Source organism: Aeromonas sp. Marseille-Q5825 (assembly GCF_946892685.1).
In the GTDB taxonomy this organism is placed as follows: Bacteria; Pseudomonadota; Gammaproteobacteria; order Enterobacterales; family Aeromonadaceae; genus Aeromonas; species Aeromonas rivipollensis.
Genome location: NZ_CAMPOU010000003.1, coordinates 500,425 through 520,191, shown reverse-complemented (window position 1 = coordinate 520,191; position 19,767 = coordinate 500,425). Strand labels below are relative to the sequence as shown.

15 protein-coding genes are annotated in these 19,767 nt (G+C 61.4%); 9 read left to right on the top strand and 6 right to left on the bottom strand.

Features of this window, described 5'->3' with window-relative positions; all coding sequences use genetic code 11:
* Window positions 1–126: 126 nt before the first annotated feature.
* From ompA (OC537_RS10610) to OC537_RS10600, 3 genes are all read right to left on the bottom strand, one after another.
* Window positions 127–1,125 (bottom strand): porin OmpA, encoded by a 999-nt coding sequence (gene ompA, locus OC537_RS10610; RefSeq protein WP_106886139.1) that lies wholly within the window; start codon window positions 1,123–1,125, stop codon window positions 127–129.
* Window positions 1,126–1,540: 415 nt separating this feature from the next.
* Window positions 1,541–2,560, bottom strand: a complete 1,020-nt coding sequence (ompA, locus tag OC537_RS10605) for a porin OmpA (RefSeq protein ID WP_025327822.1) — start codon at window positions 2,558–2,560, stop codon at window positions 1,541–1,543.
* Window positions 2,561–2,868: 308 nt separating this feature from the next.
* Window positions 2,869–3,462 (bottom strand): hypothetical protein, encoded by a 594-nt coding sequence (locus OC537_RS10600; RefSeq protein WP_262111008.1) that lies wholly within the window; start codon window positions 3,460–3,462, stop codon window positions 2,869–2,871.
* Between the two features lie 258 nt (window positions 3,463–3,720).
* On the opposite strand from OC537_RS10600, the gene OC537_RS10595 reads away from it, so the two are divergent.
* A complete protein-coding gene (locus OC537_RS10595) occupies window positions 3,721–3,987 on the top strand; it encodes a helix-turn-helix domain-containing protein (RefSeq protein ID WP_005298604.1) in 267 nt (88 codons plus the stop codon).
* A gap of 195 nt (window positions 3,988–4,182) precedes the next feature.
* Window positions 4,183–5,544: a sodium-dependent transporter gene (locus OC537_RS10590; RefSeq protein ID WP_262111007.1), complete on the top strand. Its 1,362-nt coding sequence runs from the start codon at window positions 4,183–4,185 to the stop codon at window positions 5,542–5,544.
* A 68-nt stretch (window positions 5,545–5,612) separates the two neighbouring features.
* Here OC537_RS10590 and OC537_RS10585 read toward each other — a convergent pair whose 3' ends face one another.
* Window positions 5,613–6,476, bottom strand: a complete 864-nt coding sequence (locus OC537_RS10585; protein ID WP_262111006.1) for a patatin-like phospholipase family protein — start codon at window positions 6,474–6,476, stop codon at window positions 5,613–5,615.
* A 33-nt stretch (window positions 6,477–6,509) separates the two neighbouring features.
* Window positions 6,510–8,066: a sensor domain-containing diguanylate cyclase gene (locus tag OC537_RS10580; protein WP_262111005.1), complete on the bottom strand. Its 1,557-nt coding sequence runs from the start codon at window positions 8,064–8,066 to the stop codon at window positions 6,510–6,512.
* A gap of 210 nt (window positions 8,067–8,276) precedes the next feature.
* On the opposite strand from OC537_RS10580, the gene OC537_RS10575 reads away from it, so the two are divergent.
* From OC537_RS10575 to OC537_RS10560, 4 genes are all read left to right on the top strand, one after another.
* Entirely contained in the window at window positions 8,277–9,329 is a 1,053-nt protein-coding gene (locus OC537_RS10575) for an efflux RND transporter periplasmic adaptor subunit (RefSeq protein WP_163153455.1), read from the top strand.
* On the top strand, window positions 9,329–12,466 hold the full coding sequence (locus OC537_RS10570) for an efflux RND transporter permease subunit (RefSeq protein WP_106886145.1): 3,138 nt from the start codon (window positions 9,329–9,331) through the stop codon (window positions 12,464–12,466). The genes OC537_RS10575 and OC537_RS10570 overlap by 1 nt, the downstream gene beginning before the upstream one ends.
* A 94-nt stretch (window positions 12,467–12,560) precedes the next feature.
* On the top strand, window positions 12,561–12,932 hold the full coding sequence (locus OC537_RS10565; RefSeq protein WP_106886146.1) for a hypothetical protein: 372 nt from the start codon (window positions 12,561–12,563) through the stop codon (window positions 12,930–12,932).
* Window positions 12,933–13,033: 101 nt separating this feature from the next.
* Window positions 13,034–15,472 carry a YgiQ family radical SAM protein gene (locus OC537_RS10560; protein ID WP_262111004.1) on the top strand — a complete coding sequence of 813 codons (2,439 nt, stop codon included), beginning with the start codon at window positions 13,034–13,036 and terminating at the stop codon, window positions 15,470–15,472.
* Between the two features lie 112 nt (window positions 15,473–15,584).
* Here the strand turns inward: OC537_RS10560 and OC537_RS10555 are convergent, their stop codons facing one another.
* Complete coding sequence (locus OC537_RS10555) at window positions 15,585–17,309, bottom strand: hypothetical protein (RefSeq protein WP_262111003.1); 1,725 nt, start codon at window positions 17,307–17,309, stop codon at window positions 15,585–15,587.
* A gap of 455 nt (window positions 17,310–17,764) precedes the next feature.
* On the opposite strand from OC537_RS10555, the gene OC537_RS10550 reads away from it, so the two are divergent.
* From OC537_RS10550 to ruvC, 3 genes are all read left to right on the top strand, one after another.
* Window positions 17,765–18,001, top strand: a complete 237-nt coding sequence (locus OC537_RS10550; protein WP_262111002.1) for a hypothetical protein — start codon at window positions 17,765–17,767, stop codon at window positions 17,999–18,001.
* Window positions 18,002–18,064: 63 nt separating this feature from the next.
* Complete coding sequence (locus OC537_RS10545; protein ID WP_262111001.1) at window positions 18,065–18,970, top strand: Gfo/Idh/MocA family protein; 906 nt, start codon at window positions 18,065–18,067, stop codon at window positions 18,968–18,970.
* A gap of 266 nt (window positions 18,971–19,236) precedes the next feature.
* Window positions 19,237–19,758, top strand: a complete 522-nt coding sequence (ruvC, locus tag OC537_RS10540) for a crossover junction endodeoxyribonuclease RuvC (protein ID WP_106886154.1) — start codon at window positions 19,237–19,239, stop codon at window positions 19,756–19,758.
* The last annotated feature ends 9 nt before the right edge of the window (window positions 19,759–19,767 follow it).

Below are 19,767 nucleotides of genomic sequence, written 5' to 3'. Positions count from 1 at the left end.
CATCATGCCTTGAAATACAGAACCCCCGATGCAGTGCATCGGGGGTTCTGAGTCACGTGAAGCTAGACGAAAATGTGTAAACCTATTTCAGGACTAGACATGCGGATTGACCGCATGCAGCTGAACTTACTGTTTGACTTCCTGCACGCCGGTGACGCGCACTTCGACGCGACGATCCGGCGCCAGGCAGGCGATCAGCTCGTTCTTGCCCTTGACGCCGTCACACTGGGTGCCGGTGACCGGATTGGCTTCGCCATGGCCTTCGATGGCGACCTTGCCTGCCGGCAGACCCTTGCCGACCAGGAAGTCGGCCACGGTGCGGGCACGGGCTTCGGACAGCTTCTGGTTGTAGGCGTCAGAACCGATGCGGTCGGTATAACCTACCACCACGGCGCTGCCATCTTTCGGCTGAACGTCAACAATCTGCTGATACAGGGTGTTGAGGGCGGCAGTACCTTCCGGCTTCAGGGTGGATTTGCCGAAGGCAAACAGCACGTCAGAGCTCAGGGAGAAGTTCTTGTCGACCATGACAGGCTCGGGCTCGGCGACCACGGGGGCGACCACAGGTGCCACATAGGAGGTGCGGTTCGGGTGCATCACCAGTTCCAGGGTCGCGACGCTCATGTCGGTTTTCCAGGTCTTCTGCTCGTCACCCAGATCCCAGATGTAGCGGTAGCGGGCCTGCAGATCGATGAGGTCGGAGACCTTGGCGGTCAGACCCAGACCGGCCAGCGGCGAGGTGCCGTTGTCGCTCTCGCCATTGCCGTTGACATGGTTGAAGTAGGCACCGCCTTCGGCGAACACGGAGAAGATGTCACCCAGCGGCAGACGGGCAAGACCGGACAGGGTCGCTCCTTGGGTCTTGAAGTCGACGCCATCGACGCCACCCTTGCCGGCGTAGAGGTAGCCGAGTTCGGCCGCGTAGTAATCATTGAAGTTGTAACCGCCGAACAGGGAGATCGCGGTGGCGTCCTTGTCAGCATCCAGACCGAAGGAGTCCAGGTCATGGCCATAAGCCCAACCTGCACCCATACCTGTGTACCAGTCATCGGCCGCTTGGGCGGTGGAGGTTCCCATGGCTGCAATAGCCAGAGCAATCAGGGTTGGAGCCATTTTCATTTTCATCATTTTATCCTCGTTGAGTTGCCGTGCTATGGGCGTACTGCGCACTCTTTGTTATACCGATCGCAGATGACACTTCATGTTGTCATGTTGCGATTCCGTGACCTGGTCACGGACGGCTTGAATAAAAAATGGATGGTAACCTGGATTCTCATGAAGCTGTTTCTCCATGGACAACTAACCGGGCAATGGGCACTTTTAATAGTTCATCCAATGTCTTACAAGCGCAGCTACTGTATTCTTTTGAATCGGCTTGATCAAGTTTCTGCACAGATATGCAGCTACTATGGTGGCGCGGGGCCTGAGCAGATAGGGGGGCAGGTACAGCGTGATGAGATAGAGGGTGACGTTTGAGGCGACAGACATGCAAAAGGGGATGCCGTGGCATCCCCTTTTTGCGTTATCTGAGCGAATCAGATTACTGCTGAACTTCCTGTACGCCGGATACGCGCACTTCTACGCGACGGTCCGGGGCCAGGCAGGAGATCAGCTGAGCCTTGGCGGTTACGCCGTTGCACTTGGTGCCGGTAACCGGGTTGGCTTCGCCACGACCTTCGATGGCAACCTTGCTGGCAGCCATACCCTTGCTGACCAGGAAGTTGGCAACGGTGCGGGCACGGGCTTCAGACAGCTTCTGGTTGTAAGCGTCGGAACCGATACGGTCGGTGTAACCAACAACAACGGCGTTACCGTCTTTCGGCTGGAACTCAACGATCTGCTGGTACAGGGCGTTCAGGGCTTCCACGCCTTCGGCCTTCAGGCTGTCTTTGCCAAAGGCAAACAGCACGTCGGAGTTCAGGGCGAAGTTCTTCTCAACGATCTGCGGAGCAGGAGCCGGAGCTTCTTCAACAACAGGAGCCGGAGCCGGTGCTACGTAGGAAGTACGGAACGGGTGGTAAACGGCTTCCAGGGTCGCAACGCTCTGGTTGGACTTGTAGCGTACGTTGTCGGCGTGCAGGTCAGCCACGTCCCACATGTAGCGGTAACGAGCTTGCAGATCCAGCGCGTCGTTGACCTTGTAGGTCACACCGGCACCGGCCAGCGGGGATACCTTGGTATCGCTGGTGCCCATACCGTCGGTGTGGCCCCAGTAGGCGCCAGCTTCACCGAACAGGGAGAAGTCGTTGCCCAGCGGCAGACGAGCGATACCGGACAGGGTGGCACCCTGGCTCTCGTAACGGTTGCCATCGGTGTTACCACGGCCGGTGTACTGGTAGCCCAGTTCGGAACCGAAGTACTCGTTGAAGTTGTAACCGACGAAGGCATTGGCAGCAGCCGCGTCTTCTTCACCAGCGTTCACGCCTTCGATCTTGTTCAGACCGTTGAAGTGAGTTGCACCGACACCGGCACCGAAGTAGATATCATCAGCGGCGTGTGCAGCAGTTGCACCCATGGCAGCCATGGCGATGGCGATCAGGGAAGGAGCCATTTTCATCATAAAATTAATCCTCGTTGAGATGGCACGTTGTTCACGTGCTTCGCACTTTGTAATTTATGTAAGCTGCTGGCTCTGCCGGGCAACAAGGGTTGCGCCGAGCAGGGATCCTAGATCCATCCAGGAGGCACGTTATCTGGGTGCACAAGTGAGCGAGTTGCACTATCGAGAGCGCATACTTCGCCACGAACAGCCGATGTCATTCCGATGACGTGGCGCACTTTATGCTCATTTCAAAACATGATCAAGCTCACAGATAATCTGTGGGGCAGATTGTGTCGTATGGATAACTGGCTGTTTATCTGGATTTATTAGTGATCCAAGTAGGCGCGATGCAGCTTTCGCTCAAGCTTCATATAGGCCTCAACCCAAGCGTGCTGCGGGGTCGCGATGGCGTCCCTGGCCGCAAAAACCGCGAGATAGTCGGCCTCGGTTGCTTCGCACAGCAAGGGTGTGAAGCCGAGTAAAAAATGACGGGCGAGGTAGGGGTCCAGGGGCCAGATATTGAGGATGGCCCTGGCCACCGGCTGAATCGCGGCTGAACAGATGAAATGTTGATGGCCCGCTTCCAGCCACTGGGCCATCTCCTGCAGGCCCTGCTCGGGCACCAGTCCCCCATCCCCTTTCGCCGTCGCCAGCGTCATGTGGTTACCATTGCCAAGCAACAGGCGGCCATCTTGCTGCAGGACGCCATCGTGGCTGCGCAGGGGCAGCGGGGTGGCTTGCTCGAGATAGAGGCTGCACTTGTCCGGGAGGGAAGCCAGTACGGATGCGGCCTCGCTCTGCATGGCGGCGGGCAGCCAGAGTGCCTCGGCCCGGGTTTGCTGACTCTGACGGAGCTGACGGGGGAGGGAATCCGGGTCTGAATCCGGGTGAAGTCGGGAGATGATGCCGGGAAATGCCATGCTGAATACTCTTTAAGGGATAACCGGCGAATTATACGAGTTATGGCCGTGGCAACAATAAAGGTTTCTCTTCGAGACTGTTTACCTGAAGCGACTCTGCGATTACCATCCCCGAGGTTTGTTAGGGTTGTCGTCGAAAGACGCTTATTAAAGATAGAGGCTCGACCATAACGAGTCCGTTCAAAACTGATACACTTGACTACGAGTCGTCGCGAAAAATAAAGGTGGAGTGAATCCGCCGAACGGAGTATGGAACACATGAATTCAAATATCGTAACTGTTGGCAAGAAGATCCGTCAGATCCGCGAAGCGGTTGGCCTGAGCCGTCCCAAGTTTGCCGATCTGCTGGGCGTCCCCCCGACTACCCTGAAGAACTATGAACTGGGTTACCGTGAAGTTGGAGGCGCCTTCCTAGTCGCCCTGGCTCATCACCCGGAACTGCACAAGTTCACTCTCTGGCTGCTGGCCGACAAGAAAGTCGCCGAAATCGGTCAGATCGGTCCGGACGATATTGCCAAGGCTTGATTGCCTGAGCCTTGATAAAAATGCCGCCCGCGAGGCGGCATTTTTTATTTGTCAAAACAGGCATTTATTTAAATAAAGAGTGCGTTGTGTGCTTCATGTGGCGATTTCAACTAAATCACCTTGGCAAGCTGGATTAATCCTCGGAAAATTCCGACCCTTTAATTTCAGGCCCCTGATCCACAGAGCGAGACACGAATGAGCAATACCCTTCCCAAAGCCAGAGATGGCTTTACCAGCACCTTCGGCGTGCTTGCCGCGACCCTGGGCTCGGCGGTCGGCCTTGGCAACATCTGGAAATTTCCCTATCTGACCGGGGAAAACGGGGGCGCCGGTTTTCTGCTGGTCTATGTCATCGCCACCCTGCTGGTGGGGCTGCCGGTGATGATCTCGGAGATCATGCTGGGGCGTCAGGCAAAATCCGATGCGGTGAGCGGGCTCATCAAGCTGGCGCCCAAGGGGCAACCCTGGTGGCTGATCGCGGCCATGGGGGTGACGGCGGCCTTCCTCATCATGTCGTTTTACTCCGAAGTGGCGGCCTGGGTGTTTGCCTACATCTTCAAGGCGGCCAGCGGCGAGATCCTCTCGACCGATCCCGCCATCACGGGGGCGGCCTTCAATTCGCTCATCACGGATCCCTTGCAGAGCCTGCTGTGGCAGTGGCTGGTGCTGGCGCTGATGGGGGGCATATTGCTGATGGGGGTGTCGAAGGGAATAGAGGCCGTCACCAAGCGGCTGATGCCGGTGCTCTTCATCCTGCTGCTGGTGATCGGGGTGCGCAGTCTGACCCTGCCCGGGGCGAGCGAGGGACTGAATTTCCTGTTCTCTCCTGATTTTTCCAAGGTCACCGCCGGCGTGGTGCTGACGGCCATGGGGCTGGCCTTCTTCAAGCTCTCCATCGGCATGGGCTGCATGATGACCTATGGCAGCTACTTTCGGGACGATCAGCACATACCGCTCACCACTGTCCGGGTGATGTGCGCCGACCTCTTCGTCTCCATGCTGGCGGGGATCGCCATCTTCCCGGCGGTGTTTGCCTTCGGTTTCGAGCCGACCGCCGGTCCCTCCCTGCTGTTCATCACCATTCCGGCGGTGTTTGCCAGCATACCGTTTGGTCACCTTTTCATGGTGCTCTTCTTCGTACTCTCCGCCATAGCGGCGACGGGGGCCATGCTCTCCATTCTGGAAGTGCCGGTCTCGGTGCTCTCCGAGCGTTTCCACATGAGCCGAAGAAGGGCGACCCTGATCAATCTGCTGGTGCTGGGGGCGGTCGGATCGACCTGCGCGCTCTCCAACAGCACGTTGGCGGACGTGCAGATAGCGGGCAAGACCTTCTTCGATCTGTTCGACTTCGTTTCTTCCAACGTGTTGATGCCCCTTGGCGGTATCTTCCTCTGCCTCTTCGTGGGCTGGGTCTGGGGCTTCGAGCGGATGAAGACGGCGCTGACCAATGGGGGCGAGCTGGAGCTGGCCATCCTCAAGCCGCTGTTCTTCATCATCCGTTACGTGTCGCCGCCGCTCATCCTGATCGTCATGCTCAAGGGGCTGGGGCTGTTCTGACCCGCGGTCCGGACAGAAAAAGAGCGCCTTATGGCGCTCTTTTTCATTGGCGTGTCCCGATGGCGCCCTCAGATCACACCGAGTCGGGAGAGCTCCTCCTTGAGCTGGTCCAGGTTGCGCTCGACGCAAGCCTCCCCCTCGTTGATGGCATCGCTGGCGCGGTGGAAGTCCATGATGGAGAGGCTGCCAAGGCGCGGACAGAGCTGGATCTCGGGGGGATCCCCGGCCATGCGGGCACGGGTGATACGCTCCTGCATGATGTTGATGGAGCCTGTCATCACCCCCCACATGCCGGGTGTGCTGGGTTCTCCCCGACCCAGCCACTGGCTGAAGAGGCCTCCCGGGGCGGGTTCGTCCGGCTCGTCTGTCCAGGGCTGATGCAGGTCGGTGTTGAGGTTGACGGCGATCACCACCTCTGCCCCCATGGCCCGGGCCAGGGAGATGGGGACAGGGTTGACCACGGCGCCATCCACCAGCCAGCGATCATCAACCCGGGTCGGGGTCAGAATGCCGGGCATGCCGCAGGAGGCGCGCACGCACTGGCGCAGGGGCCCCTCTTGCAGCCAGATCTCGCGGCCGGTATCGAGCTCGGTGGCGACGCAGGCGAAGGGCAGCGGCAGGCTCTCGATGGCGGGATCGCCGAGGTGGTTGGCGGCGATGCCAAACACCTTGTCACCGCGGAACAGGCCGCCGGAGAGGGCGGGATCGAGCAACCCCATCACCTGCAAGCGGCTGAAGCCGCGCACCCAGGACTCCAGTTTGTCCAGCTCGCCGGCGGCATAGGCGGCACCGACGAAACTGCCGATGGAGCAGCCGGCCACCAGATCCGGTTTGACACCGAGGCGCTCCAGCGCCCGTATGATGCCGATGTGCGCCCATCCGCGGGCGGCGCCGCTGCCAAGGGCCAGGCCCAGGCGGGGTTTTCGTGCCACTGTGCGTCTCCTGTTGTGAGTTGGGGTTCCAGCTTACTCCTGCTTCTCCTGTGCGTCACCCTGCCAGCCTTCGCTGCGATTGCGGCCATTGGCCTTGGCCTGATAGAGGGCAATATCGGCACGGCGAATGACTTCCTGCAGGCGAACGTCTGGGCCCTGGCGGCAATGGCCCAGGCTGACGGTCACCCTCAGTTCGGGGGCTATCTCGGTCCAGTCGTGTTCCGCAATGCGCAGCCGCAGCTGTTCGGCAAGCTGAGCCAGGGGGAGATCCTTGCCTGTGACCAGCAGCAGAAACTCCTCGCCGCCCCAGCGGATCAGGGTGCAGCCCAGGTCCTGCAGAGGCTGGCAGAGCTGAACCAGACGGATCAGCACCTGATCCCCCACCCCGTGACCGAAGCGATCGTTGACCAGCTTGAAGTGATCGCAGTCGAACATGATGGCGCCTATGTGGCGGCTGCCCGCCAGTATGTGGCGGCGCTCGAAGGCATCGAAGTGGTGGCGGTTGAAGGCGCCGGTCAGCGCGTCATGGCTGGAGAGGTAGTTCAACCGACGATTGAGACGGCGGGATCGCAGGCTGGAGAAGATGGCCACCACCAGACAGAGCAGGGTGAGCAGCGCCGTCGCCGATTGCCACAGCAGCATCTCGAGCAGGGGCAGCAGCGCGATGCGGTGGATCAGGATGAGCGGCGTGTCCGGGACGGGATGGACGAGCTGGAAGGCGCCCTGCTGCCAGTGATAATACGCCCGTGATGCCTCCTGTTTCAGGGGCGGCGCCGTGCCGGATTGGCTGCTGGCCAGGATCTGCCGGTGCTGATTGACCAGAAACAGGGTGCCGCTCTGGGGGGAGAGTCGGCGCAGGGTCTGCTCCAGGGTGGCTATCTCTATGTCGATGCTGAGCAGGCCTATGATCTGCCCGACCTGGGTGATGGGCTGGGACAGGGTGATCATCTGCCCTTTGCCGGCAAAATCCTGATAGGGGCGCGACAACGTGGCGTGCTCGGCGGGCGGGTGGCGGGTCAGTGCCTCCTGCCAGTAAGACTTGTGGTAGATGCCGGGGTCGAAACGAAATTGGTTGGAGGGCACCCAGGGGTAGAGATAGATGAAGTTGTCGGTGCTGGTGAAATAGATCCAGGCCACGGCCTTGTCCAGCAGCTTGCTGGCGGTCGCGAGCAGGGGAGATAGGCTGAGCGCCAGGTGTATTCGGGCCTCCCGTTCGCTGCTCGGGGCGGGCAAGGGGCCCAGCCCGGTCAGGTTGCCGATGAGGGCGGGGGGCAGATCGACGGGGATGCGATCCAGGCTGAGGTTGCCGCTCGAATCGGCTTGCAGCGCCGGATAAAGCTGGCGAGAGAGGGCCGACTGGGGGTTGCTGCGCAGCCGCTCTTCGGCCTGGCCGCGCATGGCCTCGAGAAAGGCCTCCATCCTCTGGTGCTGGCTGCTGAGCTGGGCCGCGGCATTGATGACGTCACGCCTGTTCAGCTCGGTGATCTGGCGCAAGGCGTGCTGCAGGGCGAGCAGCAGCAACAGCATGCTCAGTCCCAGCAGCAGCCACTGCAACCGATATTTGGCAAAGGCATGGGGCAATGTGGGCATGGGGCACCGGGAAGATGACGGGAGCGGCACATCAGTGTAAGGCAGAAAAAAACCGCAGTCTCAACTGGATGTGATTTTGATGATCTATCCCCCGGGCTGTTACGTTTTGTCACATTTATACATAGTCACGGCATAGTCAGGGGGTAACATGATGCCATCATTGATGAAGTTCCCTCTTCTCCTTATCTCTTACCTTGCATGGATTGTTTGATGAAAATGCGCGTATGGCTGTGGCTTGTTCCTCTTCTCCTGCTGCTGGGGGCCGGCACCTGGTATTTCCGGCAGGCCAAACCGGTCAGCAAGCCCGAACCCAGACAGGTCAACATCAGGGCGGAAACGGTCAGGCAGAGCCTGGCAGAGCCCTCCATCAAGCTGGTCAGCAAGCTGGCGGCCAATCGCTCCGTGGTGGTCAGCCCCGAGGTCACGGGGCGCATCGTCAGGATTGCGGTGCGCTCCGGTCAGCGGGTCAAGCAGGGGGAGACCCTGATCGCCCTGGATGCGGGCAAGCAGCAGGCTGAACTTGCCGAGCAGAGTGCCAGCGTGCGCGACGAGAGCCGCAAGCTGCGGGATATGCGCCGCCTGGTGGCGCGCGGTGCCATCACCACCTCGGAGCTGGAAGGGCAGGAGGCGACAGTGGCCCAGGCCCAGGCCAGGGTAGACGCGGCGCGCTATGAGTTGTCATTGCGCACCCTGGCGGCCCCCTTCGACGGCACCGTCAGCCTGATCGATCTCAGCGAAGGGGCCCTGGTCAACAGCGGCGACGTGCTGCTTCACCTGGACGAGCTGGCCAGATTGCGGCTCGATCTGGCGGTGCCGGAGCGCTACCTCTCCCTCCTCAAACCCGGCATGACGGTGACGGCCACCAGCTCGGCCTGGCCGGATCAATCCTTCTCCGGCGTGCTGGAGACCCTCGACAGCCGCATCTCCAACGAAACCCAGAACATCAAGGCGCGGGTCATACTTCCCAACCCCGGCGGCCAGCTGAGGCCCGGCATGCTGATGAATGTAGATCTTTCCCTGCCTGCCCAGAAGATGACCCTGATCCCCGCCCAGTCGGTGGAGTATGCGGGGGAGCTTCGCTTCGTCTACCGCCTGGAGGCGGACGGCCGGGTGAAACGCATTCCGGTGGAGCTTGGCGATACCCATGGCGAGGAAGTGTGGGTGCTCAAGGGGCTGAACGTCGGCGATCGCATCGCGGTGGAGGGGCTGGTCAACCTGCGTGACGGCGCCCTGGTCCGCGATCTGACCGAGGTGAAAGGCTGATGTGGCTCTCCGATATGTCAGTGCGCCGCCCCCTGGTGGCGGTCGTCATCAGTGCCCTGCTCACCGTATTCGGCCTGGTGGCCTTCGCCAAGTTGACGGTGCGGGAGATGCCGGACGTGCAGACGCCGTCCGTCTCCATCACCACGACTTATGAGGGGGCGGCCCCCGAGGTGATGGAGAGCCAGGTCACCAAGCCCATCGAGGATCAGCTCTCCGGCATCAGCGGCATCAAGAACATCAACTCTGTGACCCGCAAGGGGCGCTCCTCCATCACTGTGGAGTTCAAGCTCGGCTGGAACATGCTGGAGGGCACCTCGGATGTGCGTGACGCCATCTCCCGCGCCCGGCCCAAGCTCCCGGACGAGGCGGACGAGCCCATGGTCACCAAGGACAACGGCAACGGCGATGTGGCTATCTGGCTCAACTTCAGCAGCACCCAGATGGACCGCACCGCCATGACAGACTACGTCAACCGCATGCTGGTCGACTCCTTGAGCCTGGTGGACGGGGTGAGCGAGGTGTCCCTCTCCGGTGACCTGACTCAGGTGATGTATGTGAGGCTGCGCCCCGCCGACATGGCGGCCCGCGGCATCACGGTGGCCGATGTGCAGGATGCCCTCAAGCGGGAGAACATAGAGCTGCCCGGGGGGGAGATCCGCAACAACAGCATGACGATGGCGGTGCAGATAGCCCGCCTCTATCACAGCGCCGAGGATTTTCGCGGCCTGCCGGTGAAGACAGCCGTCAATGGTCAGAGCATCTACCTGGCGGACATCGCCGATGTTGAGGTGGGGGCCAAGAATGAAGACAGCGCCTATCAGCGCAACGGCCGCGAGAGCTTAGGCATTGGCATAGTCGCGCAATCCACCGCCAACCCCCTGGCGGTGGCCCAGGGCATAGAGCGCAAGATGACAGAGATGCAGCGCTTCCTGCCAGCGGGGGCCACCCTGGAGGTGGACTACGACTCCACCGTCTTCATCAAGCAGGCCATCGACGAGGTGTACGAGACCCTCGCCATCTGCGCCCTGCTGGTGGTGGCCGTGCTCTACCTCTTCCTGGGGCAGGCGCGCACCACCCTGATCCCCGCCATCACTGTGCCGGTGTCGCTTATTTCGGCCTTCATCGGCGCCTGGTATCTCGGTTTTTCCATCAACCTCATTACCCTGCTGGCGCTCATTCTCGCCATCGGCCTGGTGGTGGACGACGCCATAGTGGTGGTGGAGAACATCCACCACCACCTGCAGCGGGGTGAATCTCCCCTGATGGCGGCCTGGCACGGCACCCGGGAGGTGGGCTTTGCCGTGGTGGCCACCACCGCCGTGCTGGTGATGGTGTTCGTGCCCATCGCCTTCATGGAGGGTATGGTCGGGCGACTCTTTACCGAGTTTGCGATCCTGCTATCGCTCGCGGTGCTCTTCTCCTCTCTGGTGGCGCTCACCCTGACCCCGGCCATGGGCTCCTGGCTGATGCGTGCCGTGGACAAGCCCAATGCCCTGACGGCGGCGCTGGATCGGGGCCTTGGCCGGGTGGAGACACAGTATCGTCGGTTGCTGGGCTGGGTGCTGCGCCGCTCCGTCTGGATGCCGCTGGTGCTGCTGCTCTGCCTGGGGGGCATCGGCGTCCTCTTTGGCAAGCTGCCCGCCAGCCTGACCCCGACCGAAGACCGGGGTGTCATCTATGTGTTCGTGAAAGGGGCAGAGGGCACCAGCATAGAGCGGATGAAGCGCAACATGCAGCAGGTGGAGGCCGCCATCATGCCGCTGCTCGGCAAGGGGGTGGTGCAGGCCATGAGTTTCAGCACCCCGGCCTTCGGGCGCGGCGGCGATCAGACCGGCATGGTCATCATACAGCTCACTGACTGGGCCCTGCGGGACGAGACCGCCACCGAGTTTGGCCGTAGCTTGAGCGGGCGGCTGGCCGGCATTCCGGATGTGATGATCCGCACCTTCCAGCCAGGATTCAGAGGAGGCTCCACCGCCGCCGTTCAGTTCGTGCTGCAGGGCTCCGACTATGCGGAACTCTATCAGCAGGGGCTGGCGCTGCAACAGGCCGCCGGCCAGAGCGGATTGATGCTGACTCCGGATCTCGACTACGCCGAGAAGACCCCGGAGCTGCAGGTGACCATAGAGCGGGAGCGGGCCAGCCAGCTCGGCATTCCTGTCTCCACAGTAGCCAGCTCCCTGCAGGCCCTGCTCGGCGGCGTCAGCCAGACCACCTATGTGGACAGGGGGGAGGAGTATGACGTCTACCTGAGGGCCAACCAGACCCAGTTCAATGGCATCTCGGACGTCAGCCGCATCTATCTCAAGGCCGCCAATGGCGAGATGGTGAGCCTCTCCACCCTGGCCACGGTCACCCAGGTGGCGAGCCCGCAGCGGCTCAACCACTACCAGCGTCAGAAGGCGATTGCCCTGACCGCAGACGTGGCCCCCGGCCACACCCTGGGGGAGGCGCTCGACTTCCTCGATGGCTGGGCAGGGGAGCATCTGCCGAGCGGCATGACGGTGGATTACGCCGGTGAGTCCAAGGATTATCGCGACAACCAGGGGGAGATGGTGATGGTGTTCGGCCTCGCCCTGCTGGTGGTCTACCTGGTGCTGGTGGCGCAGTTCGAGAGCCTGCTGACCCCGACCGTGGTGATGGTGACTGTGCCCCTCGGCATCTTCGGCGGCCTGCTCGGCCTCTGGCTGACGGGACAGGAGCTGAGCATCTACAGCCAGATAGGGATGATCATGCTGATCGGCATGGTGACCAAGAACGGCATCCTCATCGTGGAGTTCATCAACCAGCTGCGCCAGCGGGGGGAATCCTTCGAGGAGGCCATCATAGCCGCCTCGGTGCGCCGTCTGCGGCCCATACTGATGACCTCCCTGACCGCCATCATAGGCGCAGTGCCCCTGATGGTCTCCATGGGGGCGGGGTATGAGAGCCGGATGGCCGTGGGGACCGTGGTCTTCTTCGGGTTGTCGCTCGCGACCTTGGTCACCCTGCTGATAGTGCCGGCCATCTATCACCTGATCGCCAGACGGGCGGGGATGACGGGGGCGCGGGATCTGCTGGTGGACGAGGCGCTGGCCGAGGGGAACGCCCGGGTCAGCGAGGCCGCCCCCGAGAGCCGGGACAAGCCGGCGGCCTGATCCTGCCCCCCATCCGGGGGGCGGGATGCAAAAGAGGTGGCGGCCGAGGCCGGGCTGGTTAGCATATGACCAGTTCCCACAGGGGTCATCCTTCATGCTGCCATCCGCCATCTACGAGCCGTTGCCTTTTCTCTATCTGGGCAGCGGCTTGCTGCTGTTGAGCCTTGCCGGGCAGCCTGCGCTGCTGCTGGCCGGGCTGGCCTTCTATCTGGCCGGGTCGCTCGCCTGGTTCAGGCGAAGTGCCCATCGCAGGCCAGACAAGTCTCGCCAGCCGCGGCGGCGAGGTTGGCCGCAGTGGCTCTACGAGAGCCGCCCCTTCGCCCTCATCCTGCTGGGCCTGTTGATGCTGCGCCTTGCCACTCACCCCATCTTCCTGGCGCCAGCCTTCATCTGGTGCCTGCTCGGTGGCTATCAGCTGCTGCTGCGCCACCACCACAGGTTTATGCTGGCCCGCCCCTCTCTCTGAGAGCGGCCGCTTCTCCCCTTGTTCTATGGGGGCAAAAAGCCATCGCCCCCGCCTGTCTCTGCCGGTATAATGCGCGACCCGAATTGTTCCAGGTGTTCAAAATGCAGCCGGTTACCCACCTTTTCTCCTATCCCCGCTACTGGGCCGAGTGCTACGGCACTGCGCCCTTCCTGCCCATGTCCAGAGCGGAGATGGACAAGCTCGGCTGGGACAGCTGTGACATAGTCCTGGTGACCGGTGACGCCTATGTGGATCACCCGAGTTTCGGCATGGCGGTCATAGGCCGCATGCTGGAGTCCCAGGGCTTTCGGGTCGGCATCATCGCCCAGCCGGACTGGTCATCCAAGGATGACTTTATGCGCCTGGGCAAGCCGAACCTCTTCTACGGGGTGACCGCGGGCAACATGGACTCCATGATCAACCGCTACACCTCCGACAAGAAGCTGCGCCACGACGACGCCTACACCCCGGGGGATGTGGGGGGCAAGCGGCCGGACCGCGCCACCCTGGTCTACACCCAGCGCTGCAAGGAGGCCTTTAAGGAGGTCCCTGTGGTCATAGGCGGCATAGAGGCGTCCCTTCGCCGTATCGCCCACTACGACTACTGGTCCGAGACCATACGTCGCTCCATACTGCTGGACGCCAAGGCCGACATCCTCATCTATGGCAACGCCGAGCGGCCCCTCATCGAGGTGGCGCACCGCATCGCCAATGGCGAGACCATAGAGACCATGCAGGACATTCGCGGCACCGCCGTGATCCGCAAGGAGCCGCTGCCGGGCTGGCGCGGAGTGGATTCGAGCAAGCTGGATCAGATTGGCCGCATCGATCCCATCATGAACCCCTATATGGAAGGGGCGCCCTGCAGTGACGACGAGGGCACGGCGCCGGTGGAGCAGGAGGCCAAGCCGGTGCTGGTGCAGCCGCCCAAGCAGAAGCCGTGGGAGAAGACCTACGTCAAGCTGCCGGCGTTCGAGCGGGTGAAGGAAGACAAGGTTCTCTACGCCCATGCATCGCGCATCCTGCACCACGAGACCAACCCGGGCTGCGCCCGCGCGCTCTCCCAGGCCCACGGCGATCGCATCATCTGGGTCAACCCACCTGCCTTCCCGCTGGAAACCGACGAGATGGACGGCGTGTTTGGCCTGCCTTATCAGCGGGTGCCGCACCCGGCCTATGGCAAGGAGAAAATCCCGGCCTACGAGATGATCAAGACCTCGGTCAACATCATGCGTGGCTGCTTCGGCGGTTGCTCCTTCTGCTCCATCACCGAGCACGAGGGACGCATCATCCAGAGCCGCTCGGAAGAGTCGATCATCAAAGAAATCGAAGAGATCCGCGACAAGGTGCCGGGCTTTACCGGCGTCATCTCGGATCTCGGCGGCCCCACCGCCAACATGTACCGCTTACGTTGCAAGAGCCCCAAGGCCGAGCAGACCTGTCGCCGCGCCTCCTGCGTCTGGCCGACCATATGCCCGCACATGGACACCGACCATACCCCCACTATCGATCTCTATCGCAAGGCGCGGGATGTGAAGGGCATCAAGAAGATACTGATCGCCTCCGGGGTGCGCTACGACATAGCGGTGGAAGATCCGCGCTACATCAAGGAGCTGGCCAAGTACCACGTCGGCGGCTACCTGAAGATCGCACCCGAGCACACCGAGGAGGGCCCGCTCTCCAAGATGATGAAGCCGGGCATGGGCAGCTACTACAGCTTCAAGGAGCTGTTCGACAAGTATTCCAAAGAGGCGGGCAAGCAGCAGTACCTGATCCCCTACTTCATCTCGGCCCACCCGGGCACCACGGATGAAGACATGGTGAACATGGCGCTCTGGGTCAAGACCAACAGCTTCAAGCTGGATCAGGTGCAGAACTTCTATCCGTCGCCGCTCGCCAACGCCACCACCATGTACTACACGGAGAAAAACCCCCTCAACAAGGTGAGCCGCCAGGGTGGGGATGTGTTCGTGGTGAAAGGAGAGCGTCGTCGCCGCCTGCACAAGGCGCTGCTGCGTTACCACGATCCGGCCGGCTGGCCCATGATCCGCGAGGCCCTGCTGGAGATGGGCAAGGGTCACCTCATCGGCAACGGCCCCAACTGCCTGGTGCCGCCGGGAGGTCGCGGCGAAGCCAAGGCCGAGCGCAGCATCAACAAGGGGCTGAAACCGGCCCTGACCCGGCATAGCAACATCGTCCACCAGCGGGGGAATGGGGCTGGCAACAAGGCCACTGGCGGTAAGGGTGCAGGCGCGCAAGGGGCCGCCGCCGCCCAAGGCAAGCCTCGCAGCGACACCCCTGCCGCCAGCAAGGGCGGCAAGGCGGGCAATGGCAAGCCAGTAGGCTCCCAGCTCAGCAAAGGGGCTGGCAACGGCAAACCCGCCGCTCAAGGGGCAGCTCAAGGCAAACCGGCTGGCAAACCCGCCCATAAGGGCAAGGCACCGACCCGCGCAGGCTCGGTGAAGCCGGGCGCCAAACCCGCCGTTCAAGGCGGCAAGCCTGCGACCAAAGGCAATGGCGCCAAGCGACCGGCTCGCTGATATTCCCTGTTATTGGGGAGAGCCAGAAACAACAAGGGCGACCAGATGGTCGCCCTTGTTTTATTGGTTGGTCTGTGGCTTGTTCATCCGATAGCTGGGGGAGCTCGGAGAGCTATGTCTTGGCCTCAGGTTGAGGAGCAACCTCAGCTTCCGGTTCTCGCTCTGGTGGCGAAGGGTCCAGTTCAAGGTAAACGTAATGTGGTTTGCGCTGGAGTCCTTCGGCAGGATACGTGCGCACCAGTCGTCGGTTCTCCCCATCGTATGTCATGCCGTCCACCAAACACGCTTCAGCGACCCGCGGGTTGTACCCATGCAGCCAGACATAGTTCTTCTTCGTCCAGGCTAGTACGGCCTTTTGGAGCGCCCGGCTGTCCTTGTCGTAGTCATCTTGCCTGACAGTGAGCCCCATCACGTTCAGGCAGAAGCCGAGAATCTTTGCGCCTTTGAAATTGGGGCGGCGCTTCATGTCGGCAATCTCGTCGTACAGGAGCCGTCGCACCTTGAACTTCACAACCTTGCCGGCGGGACCATCAAGGTGATTGAAGTTGAACAGTTTTCCCCACACCGAGTTGTGCTGAATCGTCCAGCATCCCCACTGTGGCGATCTGACTGCTGAAGCGTGGAAGATCACCTCGAAGATCATGTTGGCTATGTGATCGTAAAAGGTCTCGCGCGGATGGCCGTACTGCTCTCTCACACGAATGCGGATGTGATCGGGAACCCCCTTCTCGTCGAGAATCTTGACCGCGTCTTTGACGAACTCGACGACGATGCGAAGACGGCGGGACGAGTCGGTGTCCCAAGCGCTGGGGAGTTCGTTTAATGTGTAGAGGTCGGAGGCTGCGTTTTCGATGTAGCCCATCGCGCGACACAGCACAGGCGAATGGCCTCCATCCCCTCCTTTGACATAGCTGCTGAAGGTCATCAACACCATCCTGCAGTAAGCCTCCCATTGAGTGGCGTCCCATTCCCTCTTGCCGTATATGTCGGGGTCAAGGAGAGTTCCGATCGTCTCGGCCATCTCGTAGTTCGAGAACATCGCCTGACTGAGCGGCTTGTGGTATCCGATCAGGCCCGATTCGTAGCCCTTGGCCTCGTGATAAAGGAAGGAGTCCTTGTTTGCCAGCGCCTCGTTGACGATATTCTTGGCGAAGGTCTCCACCTGGATGCCATGCTTCTTCATCTTGGCCATTGCTTGGAACACGGTCAGCGCAGTGCCCGGGGATGACTCGACAATTGAACGGCAAAGCCTCTTGTCGGCGATGAGCAGAAGCAGGTCGTTGGCGTATCCCTCCACCTTTGGCGGGTTCTTCCTCTTCTCATCTTCGCGCTCAAGCCGATAGTTCTTCAGTCTGCCCCTATCTGTGGCGTGGCGGACAAGCGCCCGGGCAGAGTAGGCGAGTTCGTCTGCGATGACTGCGAGCTCTGCCGGTGAACCCTTGAGGATGAATCGATACAGGGTCTGTGCGAAGCGCTCAGAGTTGTGCCGACCGTATGTGGGCGGCCGGATGAACGCGAACCAAGTCCAGGTGAGGAACGTCAGCAGGAACAGTCCGCCCAGGATCGCTTGCCACGACGCGGGCGTCAGGAGGTTACCCTTTGGCACGAGCCACTGCTCGGCGCGCCAGAGGTCCGTCAGCAGCGTGAGCACACCGACGGTGGCGACGACCGAGAACGTAATGCCCAGCAGAGGTATGGGGGCGGTCCGGACTCGGAACCGGTAGCGGACGTCGGCGATTGTCCAAGCCAACACCATGAGCGCGAGGCCCGCGAGGAATTCCGAGAAGCCGAAGAACTTCTGCCCGCTACCGTCGAGAGGGATGAAGCAAACGCCCACGAAGCACTGTTCAACTGTCAGCCGGTCTTCCTCTTTGCATTCGCCGCATCTGTCGTCGGCAATTCTGGGACACCCATCTTTTTTGACTGCGTTCTATATCTGGTCTCGAGGTCGTCTGCTCTCTCCCGTCAGACTAGGGAAGTAAACTACCGCCCGTGGATGACAGCATTCCAAAATGCTCCATTGCCCAGCGTGGGCAGCAGCCCATCGCAGCTCAACAGGTTTTTGATGGCCATAGTAAGCCAAACGAAGCCGATGATGCGAGTATCCAAAGTGATACAACCATCAGAAATTTATCGTTTTTTGAACCAGGTCATCAAAGTGCATAGCAAGACGCAATCAAAAGCGGCCAGGTGACAGTGACTTTGCTATCTTGGCGGCTGATTTAAGGGGGAGGAGATAATGACCTCTTCCCCATACATATTGCAGCGGTCATCCCCGACAGGAGTGAGCAGATGGTGGTAAAAGTCCGATCCAGAAGAGAGAAGATTGGCAGCGGGCTCGGGCTGGTGCTCGGGATCATTGCCTTCAACCTCATGGTGCCCCTGCTGTTTGAGAAGCAGGCGAACTTTGATTTCAACCAGCTGCTCTGGGCTGTGGTCAGCGCCATGCTCTGCTCCGAGCTGGGGGCCAGAGTGGGCAAATGGCTGGATGCCAGAGAGGCCAAGGGGCTCTCGAAAAAGCTCGAATAGAAAACGCTCTATAGCAAGGCCGGATGTTACCCTGTGCCATCGCACTCATGACAAGGAGTTCCCATGCGCATTGCCCTGATTGGCCTCGGTGATATCGCCCAGAAGGCCTATCTGCCGCTGCTCGCCAGCGACGAGCGGGTCACCCCGCTGCTCTGCACCCGCAATCCCCAAGTGCTGGACAAGCTGGCCCGCCAGTACCGGATCGCCGAGTGCTTTACCGAGGTGGATGCGCTGCTCGGGAGCCGCCCGGACGCCGTGATGATCCACGCCGCCACCGCCGTACATGGCAAGCTGGCGGAGCAGTGCCTGTGCGCCGGCATCCCCACCTTTGTCGACAAGCCGCTCTGCTTTGATTACGCCGAGGTAGAGGTGCTCGCCAACCTCGCCCTGGCGCAGGATTGCCCGCTCTTTGTGGGCTTCAACCGCCGCTATCTGCCTGCCATGAGCGCCGCCCGTGCCGAGCCGCTCACCGAACTCCACTGGCAAAAGCACAGACACGCCTTGCCGGGGCTGCCGCGCCAGTTCCTGTTCGACGACTTTATCCATGTGCTCGACAGCCTCTGCTTCTATGGTGGCCTGCCGAGCGGAGATCTCCACGCTGTGCTGCGGCGAAGTGCCCAGCAGCCCGGGTTGCTGGCCGGAGTGAGCGTCGCCTGGCAGAGCGGGCAGGTGGCGGTGAGTGGCAGCATGAACCGCAGCGCCGGCCTCACCGAGGAGCGCATCGATGCCTATGGCGACAACCTGTCGCTCCACCTGGAGAACTGCACCAGAGGCACCCTGGCCCAGGGCAAGGTGGTGCAGACCCTGGCCCCCGATGACTGGCAGCCGGTGCTGGCAAGCCGGGGATTCGTTGCGATGCTGGATCACTGGTATCAGCAAATTGAAACGGGCAAGGCAGATGGGGGACTTATCGAGAGCTATCTGCACAGCCACCAATTGGCGGAGCGACTGGTGGAGCTGGCGGGGTAGTGAACCCGGTTTGCCTTTCCCATGGACTGCCGATGGGCCACAGGGGCGAGAAAACAACCGAAGTACTGTACAAGATGACGCATCCCTGCGCGGTTGGCAGGGGAGGGCGCCGCCGCGCGAGCCAAGGGGACGCTTGTTTGCTATCTTGGCGCCCATGAAAGATCTGCAGAGCAACAGAGTGTGATGAGCAACGTTTCGCAAATGGCGCCGGGCCTGCCACGGGCCGGTGAAGAGCGCCCGGTTGCGGCGCACAAGGTGATCCCTTCATGAGCATTATTCTGGGCATAGACCCCGGTTCGCGGATCACCGGCTACGGCGTCATCCGCATAGTCGCGGGCAAGGCGGAGTATCTGGGTTCCGGCTGCATCCGCACCGACCTGGGCGAGCTGCCGTCGCGCCTCAAGCAGGTGTATGACGGGGTGAGCGAGATCATCACCCAGTTCAAGCCCGATGACTTCGCCATCGAGCGGGTCTTCATGGCCCGCAACGCCGATTCCGCCTTGAAGCTAGGTCAGGCGCGGGGCAGCGCCATAGTGGCGGCGGTCAACGCCCTGCTGCCGGTGAGCGAATACTCGGCGACCCAGATCAAGCAGGCGGTAGTGGGCACGGGTGGGGCAGCCAAGGAGCAGGTACAGCATATGGTGACCCATCTGCTCAAGCTCTCTGCCACCCCCCAGGCGGATGCGGCGGATGCCCTCGGGGTGGCGCTCTGTCACTTCCACACCCGCCAGAGCCTCATCAAGATGGCGGGGCGTGCCACCAGCTCGGTGCGTGGTCGTTACCGCTGATCCCCAGAC